This window comes from Mesorhizobium sp. BR115XR7A, assembly GCF_020165315.1.
Classification (GTDB): domain Bacteria; phylum Pseudomonadota; class Alphaproteobacteria; order Rhizobiales; family Rhizobiaceae; genus Mesorhizobium; species Mesorhizobium australicum.
This window is the reverse complement of sequence record NZ_JAIUHW010000007.1, coordinates 247686-262716: the sequence shown is the minus strand read 5'-3', so window position 1 is coordinate 262716 and position 15031 is coordinate 247686. Positions and strand designations below refer to the sequence as shown.

Below are 15031 nucleotides of genomic sequence, written 5' to 3'. Positions count from 1 at the left end.
GAAAAAGGCTCCTGACGACAGCGACCGGCTTCATGAGATCAAATACGAGGCTACCGGACGGAGCCTTGAGCAAGCCGGGCGAGGCAAGGCCAACCCCAGCGGCCTGCCGATAACCGGTACTGGCCGCCCGGGCTTGGTTAGAAGGACAGGCGAGCGACAATCTTCGCTGGCCTGACTCCTGGTACGGTCGGCACCGCTGTTTCAGGAACCCGGAAGGTCCTCAGATTATGAGCTTTGGTAGTTGACCCCGGTATGGCAGCCTCTGCGGCGGCAACGTCCCTCGCGCTAACCTGAAGTGACTTACATGCCCCTTTCTCGTCCCAGAGATTCTTGGCAACGACACTTCCTACAGCCGCCGTTATCGCCCCGGGCGCGACATCATTAGGTGCCACCTGCCGGGTGCCTATCAAGCCCTTGATTGCCTCGCCAAGGATTGCCGCGGACTCGGCAAAGTCCACGCCCCGGACTTGATCGAACCGGCTCTCAGTGCTGCCGTCCACAATGCAGTGATGCGCAATGAATACCCAGTCGTGAATCATGTAGGCTGGTGCATTCCCCAAGGCGAAAGTCCCTTAAACACCTGGGCTATCTTAGGGATCGAGCCGCCGTCCGTGTACATGAGGCCCGGCTGGATCGTCGCGCCGTGAGCGGCCGGATCAGCCCGATGGAAAATCAAAGCATCCCGGGGGTCCGGCACAAACAGGAAATTGCCGTCGCCGGAACTGTTGCCTTCACCGACCCGCATGACGAACAAGCTTCCAGACAAATCGCCCGTCGCGAGCTTCCGATAGTCGACCGAAGTGCATCCAGCGATGAGAATGGCTATACAAAAACCGATTGCGAATGCCCATCCCTTTGGTTCTTTCAACATCCGGAAATTCCCAGTTCGCGCGCGGCCGCACATCGCATGGCGATCCCATTGCCCTCCGCTGAGAAGATGCGAAACGTCTCGTCGTTGTTGCATGTGGCCGTGATCGACCCGTCGCCGAGGCGGCGCGCATCAACCACAAGGGGACAGACGTCGGGAGAAAAGTTGTCTTGGATGATCTGCTGGGCGACTTCCGTAGGTTCGCCATCGGGCGCTCTACTAAATTGCGCCAAGGCCAGCGAGGGCAACACTACGCTCAGTCCCAAGGCGGCGGCATATGTCGTCATCTTGCGCGAATGTTTCAACATAGGCTTTCGCATGGGATGCCATCCTTGTCCCGGTCGAGCTTGCCGCCCCATGAACAGTTCTGCAGGTACCAGTTCGCTTCCTCACATGAGCTTATTTGCGAACAGGTTCGCCGCGGCTCGCATGTATAGCCGCCGCCTTGCGCGACCAGCTTTCTGGTGACTAGGCCGAGCGGTTGGTTCGTCGGCGCCGTCCCATCTGCATGCGACGCTCGCCAATCCCAAGCCGCTTGGAAGTTGCCGACCCACATCCCGATCTTTGCCGCTTCAGCGGCCGCCTGCTGCTGGGCGTACGCGCCGTGGCTGTAGCGCGGCCAATCCAGTGCCTGGCCGTGCTCGACCATCCAGGCGGCCACGCTAGCACCGTCGGCGCGCCGGCAGTCCCCAACGAAGCGATAGCGATCCCAGCTGACGAACGTGCATTGCACCGGCCTCGAGGCCGCCAGGAATGCGTCCAGCGCGTCCGCCGAGCGGCGCCCGCAAGGGTATTCGATTCCCTTGGCGTCGTTGCAATATTGCCGGCTCTCGGGCGCGTCGATGCCGTTGAAGCGGATGCGCTGCCCGTGGATCTCGATCGTGTCGCCATCGATCACGGAGGCGACGCCCGCGATCGCAGCCGGCTTCGGCCCCATGTTCGACAGGTCAAGATCCGGCAGGCCATCGGTGCGTTGCATGACGAACTGAGTGACAAACAACGCAGCCGCTGCGACCGTGCCCAAAACGAGCCGCTTCGGAACGCTGGCCTGTAAGAGTACGCGCTGGCGCTTGGCGCCGGTCCGCTGGCGCCACTGATCAGACCGATTGTCGTATCGAGACCTCTCCACTTTAAGTCAGCCCTCGCAGCCGATGCCATTATGGTTGCGATCAAGCCCGTTTGGATCGGATGGGCCAACGGCGACCGGGCCTTGCACGACCGGATTGTTCCCCTTGCCGCCCGCGCAGTCCAAATCGACCCGGCTGTTAGGAACCTGGCCCGAAGCAGCCGCACGAGGTGGTACGCCTCGATAGCGTTGAATCACCCCGGCCGAGCGTTGCCCATCGCCCTCGATGTGGGTGTTCTGGCTGTTCGGATTGAACGGGTCCACGGTCTGCAGCAGCATGTTTGAACGATTGGCGTCACCAGCCGCCAGAGTCACCGTGTCGTAGTTGTTGAAATAGTCGGCGCCACAGCCGCTGACCGTGATGGCAATGCCGAGATACAGCGAAATTCTCTCTCGCATGGGCCCGCACCCCTTATACCGGAGCCGGGTTGACGCCGGCTGCCCTCAGCTTCGCGGCAAGCGTTGCACGGGTGGCACAAGCGGCTTTCTCGCCTGCAATGCACTTGTTGTTCGCGTCCGACCAGTCCAGCAATGCCGTATTGATCCAGCTGCCAGGTGCGCGGGCTATCCCGTATGGTGTCGGTGGCGCGCCACTAGCGACAGTTGCGGCGGCTGCAGCTCCCTTACCGTGAGGCGCACGTTTCCACCCATTAATGATCAGACAGTTCTTCATGAATTGATCTTCGGCGGCCAAGTTGCCGAGAGCGTTGCCAATTCCGGCACCCGCCACAAAACCCGGCGATCCGATCGCAATATAGCCTTGATCGGCCGAACCCTTTTGAAGTTCGCATTGAGCATGGGCGACGTCGAAACTTGGCCCATAGCCGATCTGCATATAGTCAGCTTGATTACCCGTCTGGCAGCCGCATAGCACTGCAATGGCACCAAGTGCCATCATTGGATTTATTTTCATCCCCTCGCCGCCCTCCCAAGGCTAAGTGGCAGCATCTATCAAAGTTGATTGTCGTGCAAGCGGCGACAACTACTGTCGTTAAATTCAGGCAGAGTGGAGCTTTTAGCCTCTGCTTTAAGAAGCGCCCAGATATAAGGGGTTATTCTCTGTGGGTGAGGGCGGCCGGGCTGCCGGGGGCGTGCTTAGGTTTGGGGGCCGGCAACCGGGCCATGCCGGTGATCCTCCCGGCAGAAAGGATGATGGCTTAATATTAGCATTGTCGCAAATACGTGCATATATCCAGCCCGCTACAGCGTGGTCAATCGCGCTTCCCAAGCCGATTGCGAAGCCCAGGAGCAAGCTCGCTGCCATCTTCCGGGCAGCGAGCTGTAGCGGCTCCCCTGGCTGTTCTGAGGGGCATTCAAGGTGCTGGCGATATCATCGAAAGCGTATTTCATGTCGAGAATCTAGATCGAATCGGGCGAATGTGAATCCCCGGTTTGTTCAGGGCGGAACTGGAGCCGATGCCCCGTCATTTGAGGATGAAGTAGAGTGGAATCAGAATAGAAAACGCAGCGAGCGCTGTGAGAAATAAGTCTGTGATCATGCCGTCGCCGTGCGCGATGACCCCGACGCGTCGGTATCACGCAGCCCCGCCCCAATATTGCCCTAACTGACCATCGCGTAATCAAGACAGGAGTGCAAGCGAGCATTGTCTAATATCGGTCTACGTTGGGTCGATCCCCACAACCAATTTCGCCGCCACCCTTTCACCTGCGCTGGTTGATCCCAGCGCACTCCTGCACTTGCCCGCTGCCGCAAAGTGGCGGGCTTTTTTGTCGTGTGGTAAAGGGCCGCCTGAAGCGGGCTGGGCATGCGCATATTTATTTTCGCGGCAGTGATCTTGGTGTTTATGGCGGCCGGCTTTTGGCTCACGGCCGAGCTCGTGATTCAATCAGCTTGATGGCTACTCGGCGGGCTCTTTCAAGGGCTGCGGAACATGTGTCAGCGGCCAAGGTTCGGGAGCTGGCCGCACCACTCCTGCGGCCTTCCATCTGACCTCGCCCGCTGGCTCCGGCCGGCGGGCTCTTTCAGCCGGGCCTTCGCATGCGGACATTCTATTCGCAATCGTGGTGCTGCTGTTTATGACGAGCGGCTTTTGGCTGGAGATACTGTGGGAAGGACGACAGAGAAAAGCTCGCAAGCGCCCGCTCTTGTTTTTCATGCACGCGCGAGTGCTGCTCCAAAATCGAACCGATCGGTTCAAGTTATGTTGACGAACCGTGAGCGGATGGTCGACCCCGCTCAGGGAATCGCCGCACCATGCGTTAGAATGTTTCTTATAGCGATCTGATATTAAACGATAAAATACGTTACCATTGATCCTTGGCCGAAGTTCAAGATGTGGATCCGGTGCGTGATGGCACATCTTCGTGATTGGAAGTCGACGAACCAAAAACCCAGATCCAGCCTGTCCGAGCGACGCGAAATTCCTCCCAAGGGCACGCCACTTGACGGACATAACTTTGGAATACGGGAATAGAGAAATGACCAAGATCGCACTTACCGCCGCCGCCATCCTCGTTGCCACGGGCAGCGCGTTCGCCAGCAGCGACCATTATGGTTCGGACAACGTCAACCAGCCGGCTATCACCGCGCCCGCGGGCAATATCGACCACAGCTATACGGCTTCGATCCGCAAGCCGGTCGAGCACCACGGTTTCAAGCTGACGCCCGATTCAAACCAGCCGGAGTCCGGCCAGGGCAATTGGGGCAACTAAGCCAACGCTTAGTCGCGCCACAGCAGTCCTCGACAACAAAGAGCGGTGGGCTTGGCCCGCAATCTTCAGACCGCTGACAAACCCCGTCTATTTCAGGCGGGGTTTTGTTCATACGACTGAACGCGTTTGCGATTTCGGGCGGTTGACAAACCGCGTGGTCGCAAGGCCGTTGCTTGGCGCATTGGGGGTGACAGGGATGCGGCCGCCGTGGCCTCCCTGGTCACCGCCTACTGGCAAGACATCTGGTGTGCGTACTGCGGGGCGGCTGACGAAGCCGCCGTACTTCAATCTGAGACAAGAACAGCGTCAGGGGAGCGATGCTCTCTCCTGACGCCGAAGATCCGAGGTCGACTACTGGCCCATTCCGAACTTGTAGGTCAGCCTGGCCATCACGGCATCGACCTTTGCCTTGGCGCGATAGGTCTCAGGATTTGCACCGACTGTACCATCATCGAACACGTTGTTGCCGGTGCTCGTCTTATGACCCAGGTCGACGTGGATGTAGTCCACGCCAAGCGAGATGCTGTTTGTGAGGGCATAGTCGATGCCGGCGCCAAGCGCATAGCCGCTCTGCCAATCATTCTTCTCGTAGGTCACGAGGGAGTCATTGTCTCGAGCGCGGAAATCCACCTTGCCGCCGGCGCAACCCGCCTTGGCGTAGATCAGCACGCGATCGAAGGCGCGTCCAGGCGAGACTGTTCGCGCCGAGCAACGGCCAGAGCGCGGTTGTTGAGCTCCTCGCCTGTGCACCGTCTCTCGATAGCCGCCTGCAACTTTGCAGCGGCAAGGAGAATGCTGTCCGGTATCGGTTCGGGAGCTGCGCCTTTTCCATAAGCCGTATAACAAATGTGAATCCTGATTGCTCCGGCTGTGCACGGGATCGGCCACGGTATGGTTTCCGGTCAACTAATATGCCGGGGATGAAAAAGCCCGCTGACCGGAGCCAGCGGGCAAGCCACTTGGGAAGGCCGCGGGAGTGGTGCGGCCGGTTCCCGAACCTTCGCCGCTGACACATGTTCCACAGCCCTTGAAAGAGCCCGCCACCAGGGAGGCAGCGGCGGATGGTGAGGATAGACCCTTTTCAGTTAGCCGGCAGGCCCTGTGACCGTGATCGACGAAAAGGTTCCTGCCGTAACAGCGGACGCACGTTCACGCTTGGTCAAAACGGGCTTTTCATAAATCGCGCAGCTCACGTCGCGACCGGACCGGATACGATGATCACCTGGGCTGCGATGCTGCCCAGGCGCTCGCGCTTCTTCAGTTCTGGCTTTTCGTATGTCTTCTTCATAACGGTGCTCCCCGGTTACTGGCACGGAAGGGTTCGCTCCTAAAAGCCCTCAAGTGAGATGCCGCGCCATTAGCCCGCTCAGCTATTGGTTGGCCGGCCCTTATTGTCTGCTTTTGCTCCTGCGTTTGAACGAGGCTGGTCAAAGGCAACAATGCTAGCTTAACCAAGCTGGCGCGGTTGCCAGTTAGGCTCGGTGGTTTGGCAGTCTTGCGCCGCCAAACTACTGAGCCGCCCCGGTAGCGGGCCATAGCCCGAAATCTGGGTTGTTGAAACGTTCTTCCTCTTCAGCGGCTTCAAGTATCAGCGGAACCTAATATCCCCGGGCGGCTTGTGTGGTCATGAGCACTCGGGGCGTCAACTTTCTCGACAAGTGGCTGAGCAGCAACGTGTCAGGTCTGGCTAGCTCAGACGTGATTTCGGTAGCCGAGGCTATTCAAAAGCTTTTCGCCGACGCGAAGGCGATCGGGATCAGCAGCACCGAAATCGAGGAGGAGACCGGCAGCGTATATGAAACGGTGCTCGATGCTATCGTTCACCACGATGCCGGGTTGGCGGACTGACTGGTGTTCCATATGTCGTTTTAATACGCACGTCCTGGCAACTCGGAACTATTTTAGCTCGAACTAATTAAATCGCGGTTGGGTAACAATCGCGAGGGCGTGAATGTTTGAGTATCGAGTTGAGATGATGGCCGGCGGGTCTGTTGTGTCTTCGCAGGTGGTCATGGCCCAGGCGCCATTCAAAGCGGCAGAGGCACACGTCGGCCGGCCGGTCACATTGAGGCACCAAGAAGAAAACTGGCTGCGTGTCACCCAAATAACGGGCGGGAAGCGAACCTTCGCATACGTTTGTCGGATGAGGGCGGCGGAGACCACTCGCGGCAGTCAACTTTTTGGACAAGTGGACCCGGTCTGGTCGGCCGCGTGCGGTTCCTGAAGGCGAGGAGATCACGCCTCTTTGGTGGTATGTTCGTGACATGAGCAAGAAGGCGAACCACAAAGCAAAGCAGGCGATTATTGCACTACCGTTGGATGACGAGCTGCAAACGGAAGCCGCCTACTATGCTCGCCTGTGCGGAATTACCCCGGACGAAGCCTTGCGGATCATCGAAGCAGCCAACGGCCCGAAAGGGCCCAGTGAAGGGCTCACACCCGGGTGATCGTAGGCAATCCTAGCCGTATCCGCTGGCCCTCCGCATAGGACAGGGCGTATTTTTCCAGCGCAAATGCTCGGCTAAGTTCTTGGTCTTGTTCGGTGATGCGGACAACCCATTCGCCACAAGCTTCGGCCAACTCGACACAGGCCACAACACTGCGGAGCGGGACCACGTTATCCATCGTATGCCTCCTCAGAGAGCAAGGGTAACGTCAACGTTTATAAGACCACCGAAATCGTTTGATCAAGTGGGATTCGTAATTTTAGGCCGATGGCCATAGTGCATCACGACGCTGGTCTTCCAGAGTGACGCTCAATGCCGGGTGGCGGAAGTGCTGCGTGTTCGTCAGTTACCCATCCCTTTGTCAGCCGGCCATGCGCTCGCGAAAAATTTGTTATTTCCGCTTTGGGAATTCGATCACCTCCGCCTCGGGCTCCGGCTTTAGCTGCTCGTGACCAGGCACTTCATGCCACATGACCTGGCGCATATCGCGCAAGTCGACCCGTTGCCCACACGCGGGGCAGTCGTAGAAGTGATCGGCCTCGTTGACGGGTTCCGGTCCACGCGCCTTGCCATGTATCGGTTGGCCAAGATCTGACAGCTTCGTCCATGCTGCGGGCTCTGGACGTTCGTCGGGCCCGGCCAAGCCGTACTCATAAATGGCGGCCTGCTCTTCATCGACCACCCGGAACCAATGGTCCTGTAGCGCCCTCGGTGAGACCCTTTGACCAGCCGTAACCTCGGCGGCCTTCATGGGATCGTTCCCCACGACGATGCCCGATGACAGCACCGTGTCGCCTTCGATCTCTTCCACCTGGTACTTCGTCATCGCTGCCTCGTTTCGGGTGGCAACGTGGTGCGCTTAGCTTTGTTGCATCGCGCCTCCTATCTGCGGTTTGGGAACCATTTTAGCTAAAGCTAATTAAATGAATCGGGGTTTTGCGAGTGGTTAATGCGTCTGAAGTTCATTAAGCCGATGGAGCCCGAACTGGTCGACACCCCGCCCCAAGGCGATGAGTGGATCCATGAGATAAAATTCGATGGGTACAGGACCCAGGTCATCAAGGATGACGACGGGATTCGGCTGATCACCAAGAATGGCTACGATTGGACAGGCCGCTATATCCAGCTTGCCGGCGAAGCAGCGGCGATCGAGGCGAAAGACTTCATTATCGACGGCGAGGCGATCACCATCAACGAAGCTGGCCTGTCTGACTTCCACGCACTGCAATCAGCCATCACGAGCCGCAAGCCATCGCGGGACCTATATCTCGTGGCGTTCGATCTCCTGCACCTCAATGGCCACGACTTGCGCGACATGCCGGTGGAAGACCGCCGCGACATCCTTCAGGCATTGATCCCGACCGGTGGTCGCATCCAGTTCAGCGAAGCCATGCCTGGGACCGGCGATGCCGTGTATCACCTTGTCGACCAAGCCGGCCTGGAGGGCATGGTTTCAAAGCGCAAGGACAGCACTTATCGCAGCGGGCCGACGATGAACTGGCGCAAGATCAAGTGCTATGCCGAAAAGGAAATGGACATCATTGGCGTTCAACGCGAGGCGGGCAAACCCGCCATGGTCCTCATGGCCGACAAAGGTCGCTATGCCGGCGGCGCCTTTGTCACTTTCAAGGCTGACAAACGACAAGCGCTATGGGACCGCGTACAGGGGAGGATCGGCGGGCCGGCTCCGATGGGCTTGGCCAAAGGAAAGGCAGAATGGCTAAAGCCTGGTCTGGTCGGCCGCGTGCGATTCCTGAAAGGCGAGGAGAAGCTACGTCACGCCAAGCTGCTGGATTTCCGGGACAAGCAATAGCCAATCCCCCAGCCGGGAACTTAAGACACCGATCGAACTTATCGCCGAAAGGGCACACGCGGCGTGGATTTCCTCTGTCGCTGGATGAGCGAAAATAGACCCGAACACGCTTCCGTCGATCCATGGCCGACGCGATCAAGGCGGGTATCCGACCGCGTGAGATAGATGAGGAGGTCGACAGCGTCTTTGCCGTCTTGGCGGAGGCTGTCAGCAATCAGCAGGGTGGCGCGATCGAATAGCCGTCCCGAAGTAGACTCTTGCTTTTCGGGTCCCTATCTCTGGTGCATGTGCGGCCGAGTTTTCATAAAGACCACAATCCCCGACATGGTTCGCCGGTTCGAATTCGCCCATCCTGGCGAGGTCGAACGGCTTGGCAACAGCTTTCCTCTCTGGAACGGTGCGCCCAGCCTGACCTATCCAATCATCATCCGTGAAGAACTGTCGACCAGCATGGCGGGATTTGTTTCGGCGCGCTGGGGCTTGGTCCCCGGTTGGGCTCGGGATGGTGGCGGGCGGCCGCCACCTGTCAACGCCCGCTGCGAGACCGTCGCCAGCAATGGCTTGTTCCGGAAGGCTTACAATTCGCGCCGCTGCCTGGTGCCGGTCGACGGCTATTTCGAATGGCAGAAGCTGGACGCGTCGGGGAAGAAAAAGCAGCCCTACGCCATCGCGATGAAGTCTGATGAGCCCTTCGCCATGGCGGGCATCTGGGAAGAATATGCTGACAAGGTCACCGGCGAGCTGGTGCGGACCTTTGCCATCGCCACTTGCGAGCCGAACGATCTGATGGCGACGATCCACGACCGCATGCCGGTGATCCTGGCGCCGGCCGACTACATGCGCTGGCTTGGGCCGGAGCAAGACCCTCGCGACCTGATGAAGCCTTTTCCGTCCGATCTGATGAAGATGTGGCCGATCGACAGCAAGGTGGGTTCACCGCGCAACAACACGCCCGACATCATCGACGAGATCGGTCGCGGGCCTACTGATCTGTTCGACGTCTAGATTCCGGGCTTTGCAGTCGGCTGCCATGACACATAGGGCATCTGACCCCTTAGACCCGGCCCGGTGCACTCCGTCGGGCAACACGTGCCGTTTGAGTTCAGCCACTTTGCGCATTGAAAAACCTTGCCGGCACCGAGACATTGCCGACACCCAAACTTCCTAAATCCTGCCAAGTACCACCTGCCCCCTACCTGAGACGGCAAGAACGTCAGGGGCATAAATAGTTTCACCGGCTAATCCACGTCCGAGATTTTGCTGTTCGTGAGGTGCGTCTCGATCTTGCTGAGCGCCTTGCGAATTACGTCGACCGCCTGTTGGTTGATGGCGAAATCGAAATTGCCTTCCGCCGTCTCGAAAATCAGGACGCCGATCTTCGTTTCGTCGTCCCCCAGCATGCCCACGCCGATGCCTGTGGGCATATACGGTGGTCTATCTACCATGGGTTTCCTCCTTCAGAGATAGCGCTCGCGTCGCCTCGGTGCCCGAAACAGAACCAATGCGGCTCTTGGCGAGGCCGAGCAAAACCGAACCCTCCGTGCTTCGCGCAACCCGTGTGCTCGCACATGTGCCCTAGCACTCTGGCGCGCTCGCGCGGCGCGGGCGTGATGCCGTCGGGAAGCCTGATTGGATCGTCGCTCATCTGCGGAAAGATTCCATAAGACCGCTTGACGGGCAAGGAATTTGTTCCTTATTCGTTCTCATGGCGCACGATCCGATCGACACGCTGGGGAAGGCGACCCGGCACAATATGCTTGTGAAGGTGGAATGCAGTTGCGGAAACGTCCGTTACTGCAGATCGGCCGATCTCATGATGGTCTATGGCGGCGGGGTTGATCCTTTGAAGCTGAAATTCGACTGCAACCGGTGCAAGCCATCGGTCAAAATCACGCTCATCGAGGTTCATCCCGAGCACCTTCCCAAGCGCCTGATGATCCACAAGCCGATGAAGGTGGACGGCAAGATCACCTGGTACACCGAACGGTTCCGCGGATGACGAAGACCTTGGCTGATACCCTTGCCGCACGGGAGTCCGTTCACGTCACCTGCAGCCACTCGCTGTGCGGCCGCTCAACCAAACTCGATATTCAGGGACTGATCGATAGGCTTGGGCCGGACCACGGCGCCATGCACCAAGACCTCGTTCGGCTCTTCATCTGCGCTGTTTGCAGGGACGCAGGCCGGGAACGCAGGCCCGTTTTCTTCACGATCGTGCCTGACTACAATGGGATTCAGAAAAGGAATAATCGCTGAGCAGCTAACACTAAATGGAATGAGTAGGAGGACGCCCGCCCACCGATCTTATTTTGCCTTTCGCTTCGCGGGAGCCTTCTTTTCCGGCGCAGCCTTGCGCCCCAGTCCGCTCGCCTTGGCCATTTCAGAGCGCACAGCCGCATAATTCGGCGCAACCATCGGGTAGTCAGCTTTCAAGCCCCACTTGGCCCGGTATTCGTCCGGCGTCAGGTCGTAGTGCACACTCAGGTGGCGCTTGAGCGATTTGAACTTCTTCCCATCTTCAAGACAGATGATGTAGTCGGGGAACACAGACCGCTTCGGGTTCACCGCGGGAGACTGAAGTGGCTTCTCGGGTTCGACCGGATGCCCAATTTTCGACAGTGAGGAATTCACACTTTGAATCAGTTCGGGGAGTGATGCGACCGGTACAGCATTCTTGCTGACATAAGCAGAGACAATATCTGCTGTAAGTTCGAGCAATTGGGTTTGTGGGTTCAAAACGTTGTCTGTCACAAATGGCTCCTAAGGTGCGTAGCTTAGGAGATCCTTTACGCACTTTGCTCTGAAATACCAGTCCGCGCGTGAGCTTTAGCGATGGCAGTTGTTGGCGCGTCGTGTTCAGCCAGGATTCGATAGACCTGCATCCTTGAGCAGTTCACAAGCTTAGCGATCTGCGTCGGGCTGCGACCCTGATCGCGGAGGCTGACCAGCTTGGCTCTATCGAGCCGCTGCTTCCCGCCCTTGTAGGCGCCATCGCGCTTTGCTTGCTCAATTCCTTCACGCTGCCGATCCTTGATGAACCGTCGTTCCATTTGAGCGACCATTCCAAGGACCGTTAGCACGATATGGCCCATTTCGCCCCGCGTTGACACATGCGGGTCGAGCACGCTGACAAACGCGCCTCGTTGCTCGCATTCGTGGATCAAGTTCAGTACATCGCGAGTGTCGCGGCCTAGCCGATCGAGGCGAGTGACCATCAACTCATCACCAGGTCGAAGGAATTCCAGGACCGTTGCCAGTTCCGTGCGACCGTCACGGCTGCCGCCCGACACCTTTTCCGAGCGAATAACCTCGCACCCCTCAGCCTTCAACTTCACCAACTGCGTTTCTAGGTCTTGGTCAGCAGTACTGACACGAGCGTAACCAATGCGAGCCATGGCCTGTCTCCTCAAGGTGTAGGCCTGACGCTACCCTGTCACAAATAGTCGACGTCAAGCTAAATGGTGTCAGCTCACGTCAACTACAGCGCTCTTAGCGCGCGGCTCGGAATCAGGCCGGGAACATTAGCACCTCGCCCAAGTTCGGGACGTAACTCAATGTGGTCACGTAATTTGGCACATGTCCCTTCTCCGAACGTTTTGATCCGCAAGCTCCAGAACATCTCTGATCTCACAAGGTCAGATATCGCGATATTAGAGAGCATCCAATGGCAGAAGCGGGACTATGAGGCCGATCAGGACATTGTGCGCGAGGGAGAGCGGCCAACTTATTCATTTGTCATCCTGGACGGTCTGGTGGGGTCCACCAAGCTTACGGGCGAGGGCAAACGGCAGATCACGTCGTTCTTTGTTCCGGGAGACATTCCTGATCTCCATGGAATGCATCTCTCGGTTTTGGATTGCAGTTTCTCGCCGCTCACGCGAGTCAGTGTGGGCCTCATGCGGCACGATGCCTTGCGAGCCATTTGCGGCCAACATCCTTCTATAGCGACGGTATTTTGGCGCTCGACTGTGATCGACGCAGCGATATATCGAGAGTGGGTCACCAACGTCGGAAGACGCGACGCCTATGCTCGCATGGCTCACATCCTGTGCGAGCTCATCGTCCGCCTTCACTCGATGGGGCTCATCAAGGATCATGTGGCGGAGCTTCCGATCACACAGGCGGAACTGGCCGACGCCTTGGGCTTATCAACCGTGCACGTGAACCGGACGCTCCAGGAACTTCGAGGCGACGGGTTGATCGTCACCGAGGGCTCGCGATTTCACGCTGTTGATTGGCCCGGGCTCGTTCGAGCAGGAGACTTCGATACCAGCTACCTGCACCGAAAGAACGCGACAATGCTGTGAAGAGGCGGCTGGATGGCGCGATATTTCTTTGATACCGGCGACAGCGATGCCGTCATTAGAGATGAGGCAGGCATCGAATGCGATGGGGTTGAGGAGGCACGTCGTGAGGCCATGGAAGGCCTGATCGACTTAGCGAGAGAATTTTTGAATGATTTTGATGGCCAGCAATTATTCGTCCAGGTCCGGGACGAGAAGGGCAATAAACTGGCGAAGCTGAGCCTTTCTCTTCGAATGCAGATAGGGACCGATGAGCTAACCGATCCGCGTCTTCCGGCGTGATTTAGGCATTAACAGCGTACGGATGCCCACCCTATCGCCGGTCAAAACTGCAGTTCGCGCATACCTGTCGGGCTTGTCACATCAGGCTTTAGGTTCGATTGCTGGTTGTCACAAATGACCGCCAGCAGCCCAGATGTTACGCAGGTCAGAGTCGGCGCTGTTACGTCACGCGGGGGTATACCCCCATGATGCACACAGTTCACCTCAGTCCCTGCAAGCAAATTTGCCGTCACCTGCAGAAGACCTAGATGCGGCCTGCGGCCGTCCAACCGGTTCTGGCCGATAGCGCAAGAATGCCGACGCTCAATCTAGCCGCCCGAGTTCCCCCGAACCGATCCTCATACGATCCTGGAAAACGGGCGCATCTCAGAAAGCTACCTGCCCCTGGGGCCTGAAGAAGTCCACCGGACCCACGATTGACCCGTCCCGAAGGAAGCTGATCGCGCTGTAGAAGAAGGCAGGTTCTTCGAGGGGCCGGACCGCCTGCGTACTGCCCGTTCTAGCGGCTTGGCACACTGCGCGGAAGACGTGTTCCTCGATACCGAAGAACGTGCCCGAGGCGTAGTCAAGCCGAAGCGGGTTCTCTGGCAGAAAGACCATCTTCCCATCGCTGACTTGGATCGGTTGAGTGCCGCCGGGGCCAGGAAAGTAGCCCCCAACAAAACGCCGGCCGCGAAAGGGCGGCATGATTAATTCCCATACGATACCTAGAATGATTATTTCTTCGGGCACGAGCCCGCCGGTAGCGAGCGCCGCCGATAGGATCGGTTGACGAAGCTTTGCTGCAATGCCTGCGTAGTGGAGTGTCTTAGCGGTCGCGAGCAGCGAACCGTCATCGCGCAGCGGCCCCTCTCCGCGCGTATTGGGGTCTTCAGCGAAAAGCTTCGAATAGACCTTCGGATTGGCCTCGCAGCAGAACCGCGTAGCGACGATGAAGCCCTTCACGGCCCGCTCAACGTCGGACGCGTCTTTGACAACAATCCGGCCGAATTGCCTCCTCCAACGCTCGAACTCGGCGTTGCCGAAGGAGACTGTGGAGGTTCGCCCCTTTGCTTCCGCAAGAAAAACTTCGCCGGCTCTCCCGGCGCAGAGATAGTCCGGCGTGTCTCCCTTTTGCACGCGCTCAACACGTGCATTGCCAAAGTCCTGCAGTGCCCCGCGGTCAAGCACGTGCTCCATGTGTGCGAAGTAGGTGATGTCGAGATGCTCGTAGAGGAACCAACGACAGAAGGCCTGGCCCAGTTCGTTGGATACGTGTCCCTTGTAGGCTGCATGGCTACCGAACCCCTGGCCGCGAGCGCGGAAATCTTTCGTAGCCGCGAGGAGCTTTAGGTGGTGAAACTGCGCCGCGTCAGGATCGGGCGGGGGGGTGCCTTGCGTATCGAGGTAGAAGTGATGAAAGAGCCGCCCAAGGTCGATCTCCATCTCTTCGGCCGGGGCCGGTGGGCTGGACTGCGCGCAAAGCGAAGGCGGGACCGAGGGAAAGTCCTTGAGAGCTACTTTGATCGTCCTGTTCAC

Annotated in this window: 20 protein-coding genes; 8 read left to right on the top strand and 12 right to left on the bottom strand. The window is 58.4% G+C overall.

The window, feature by feature from the left end:
• Window positions 1-535: 535 nt before the first annotated feature.
• The 5 genes from LB557_RS17300 to LB557_RS17280 form a co-directional block, all read right to left on the bottom strand.
• A complete protein-coding gene (locus LB557_RS17300) occupies window positions 536-871 on the bottom strand; it encodes a hypothetical protein (RefSeq protein ID WP_224642416.1) in 336 nt (111 codons plus the stop codon).
• Window positions 865-1176 carry a hypothetical protein gene (locus LB557_RS17295; RefSeq protein ID WP_224642418.1) on the bottom strand — a complete coding sequence of 104 codons (312 nt, stop codon included), beginning with the start codon at window positions 1174-1176 and terminating at the stop codon, window positions 865-867. Before LB557_RS17295 ends, LB557_RS17300 begins: the two co-directional genes overlap by 7 nt.
• Window positions 1170-1892 carry an excalibur calcium-binding domain-containing protein gene (locus LB557_RS17290; protein ID WP_224642419.1) on the bottom strand — a complete coding sequence of 241 codons (723 nt, stop codon included), beginning with the start codon at window positions 1890-1892 and terminating at the stop codon, window positions 1170-1172. Before LB557_RS17290 ends, LB557_RS17295 begins: the two co-directional genes overlap by 7 nt.
• A 111-nt stretch (window positions 1893-2003) precedes the next feature.
• Window positions 2004-2393: a calcium-binding protein gene (locus LB557_RS17285; protein ID WP_224642421.1), complete on the bottom strand. Its 390-nt coding sequence runs from the start codon at window positions 2391-2393 to the stop codon at window positions 2004-2006.
• Between the two features lie 13 nt (window positions 2394-2406).
• A complete protein-coding gene (locus LB557_RS17280; RefSeq protein ID WP_224642422.1) occupies window positions 2407-2907 on the bottom strand; it encodes a hypothetical protein in 501 nt (166 codons plus the stop codon).
• Window positions 2908-4433: 1526 nt separating this feature from the next.
• Between LB557_RS17280 and LB557_RS17275 the strand changes: the two genes are divergently transcribed.
• Window positions 4434-4667, top strand: a complete 234-nt coding sequence (locus tag LB557_RS17275) for a DUF680 domain-containing protein (RefSeq protein WP_224642424.1) — start codon at window positions 4434-4436, stop codon at window positions 4665-4667.
• 351 nt (window positions 4668-5018) lie between these two features.
• Here LB557_RS17275 and LB557_RS31765 read toward each other — a convergent pair whose 3' ends face one another.
• Window positions 5019-5336 (bottom strand): outer membrane protein, encoded by a 318-nt coding sequence (locus LB557_RS31765; RefSeq protein WP_224713078.1) that lies wholly within the window; start codon window positions 5334-5336, stop codon window positions 5019-5021.
• 957 nt (window positions 5337-6293) lie between these two features.
• Here LB557_RS31765 and LB557_RS17265 point away from each other — a divergent pair.
• Window positions 6294-6515, top strand: coding sequence for a hypothetical protein (locus LB557_RS17265; RefSeq protein WP_224642426.1), 222 nt, complete (start codon window positions 6294-6296; stop codon window positions 6513-6515).
• A gap of 416 nt (window positions 6516-6931) precedes the next feature.
• The gene (locus LB557_RS17260; RefSeq protein ID WP_224642428.1) at window positions 6932-7114 is read left to right on the top strand and encodes a hypothetical protein; all 183 of its coding nucleotides are present in this window, start codon (window positions 6932-6934) and stop codon (window positions 7112-7114) included.
• Here LB557_RS17260 and LB557_RS17255 read toward each other — a convergent pair.
• A complete protein-coding gene (locus LB557_RS17255) occupies window positions 7101-7292 on the bottom strand; it encodes a hypothetical protein (RefSeq protein WP_224642430.1) in 192 nt (63 codons plus the stop codon). The two genes, LB557_RS17260 and LB557_RS17255, sit on opposite strands and share 14 nt — an antisense overlap.
• A gap of 213 nt (window positions 7293-7505) precedes the next feature.
• Entirely contained in the window at window positions 7506-7940 is a 435-nt protein-coding gene (locus tag LB557_RS17250) for a hypothetical protein (RefSeq protein ID WP_224642432.1), read from the bottom strand.
• A gap of 123 nt (window positions 7941-8063) precedes the next feature.
• Between LB557_RS17250 and LB557_RS17245 the strand changes: the two genes are divergently transcribed.
• Window positions 8064-8927, top strand: coding sequence for an RNA ligase family protein (locus tag LB557_RS17245; RefSeq protein WP_224713077.1), 864 nt, complete (start codon window positions 8064-8066; stop codon window positions 8925-8927).
• A 285-nt stretch (window positions 8928-9212) separates the two neighbouring features.
• Window positions 9213-9932 carry an SOS response-associated peptidase gene (locus tag LB557_RS17240; protein WP_224713076.1) on the top strand — a complete coding sequence of 240 codons (720 nt, stop codon included), beginning with the start codon at window positions 9213-9215 and terminating at the stop codon, window positions 9930-9932.
• Between the two features lie 233 nt (window positions 9933-10165).
• On the opposite strand, the gene LB557_RS17235 is transcribed toward LB557_RS17240, so the two are convergent.
• Window positions 10166-10372 carry a hypothetical protein gene (locus LB557_RS17235; RefSeq protein WP_224644102.1) on the bottom strand — a complete coding sequence of 69 codons (207 nt, stop codon included), beginning with the start codon at window positions 10370-10372 and terminating at the stop codon, window positions 10166-10168.
• 371 nt (window positions 10373-10743) lie between these two features.
• On the opposite strand from LB557_RS17235, the gene LB557_RS17230 reads away from it, so the two are divergent.
• Window positions 10744-10926 (top strand): hypothetical protein, encoded by a 183-nt coding sequence (locus LB557_RS17230; protein ID WP_224713075.1) that lies wholly within the window; start codon window positions 10744-10746, stop codon window positions 10924-10926.
• A 305-nt stretch (window positions 10927-11231) separates the two neighbouring features.
• Here LB557_RS17230 and LB557_RS17225 read toward each other — a convergent pair whose 3' ends face one another.
• Both LB557_RS17225 and LB557_RS17220 read right to left on the bottom strand, forming a co-directional pair.
• Window positions 11232-11678, bottom strand: coding sequence for a MucR family transcriptional regulator (locus LB557_RS17225; protein ID WP_224641331.1), 447 nt, complete (start codon window positions 11676-11678; stop codon window positions 11232-11234).
• 35 nt (window positions 11679-11713) lie between these two features.
• Window positions 11714-12322, bottom strand: coding sequence for a recombinase family protein (locus LB557_RS17220; RefSeq protein ID WP_224641333.1), 609 nt, complete (start codon window positions 12320-12322; stop codon window positions 11714-11716).
• A 159-nt stretch (window positions 12323-12481) separates the two neighbouring features.
• Between LB557_RS17220 and LB557_RS17215 the strand changes: the two genes are divergently transcribed.
• Both LB557_RS17215 and LB557_RS17210 read left to right on the top strand, forming a co-directional pair.
• Window positions 12482-13234, top strand: a complete 753-nt coding sequence (locus LB557_RS17215) for a Crp/Fnr family transcriptional regulator (protein ID WP_224641334.1) — start codon at window positions 12482-12484, stop codon at window positions 13232-13234.
• Between the two features lie 12 nt (window positions 13235-13246).
• Window positions 13247-13513 carry a DUF6894 family protein gene (locus LB557_RS17210; RefSeq protein WP_224641336.1) on the top strand — a complete coding sequence of 89 codons (267 nt, stop codon included), beginning with the start codon at window positions 13247-13249 and terminating at the stop codon, window positions 13511-13513.
• Window positions 13514-13879: 366 nt separating this feature from the next.
• Here LB557_RS17210 and LB557_RS17205 read toward each other — a convergent pair whose 3' ends face one another.
• Window positions 13880-15031 carry a hypothetical protein gene (locus LB557_RS17205; protein ID WP_224641339.1) on the bottom strand — a complete coding sequence of 384 codons (1152 nt, stop codon included), beginning with the start codon at window positions 15029-15031 and terminating at the stop codon, window positions 13880-13882.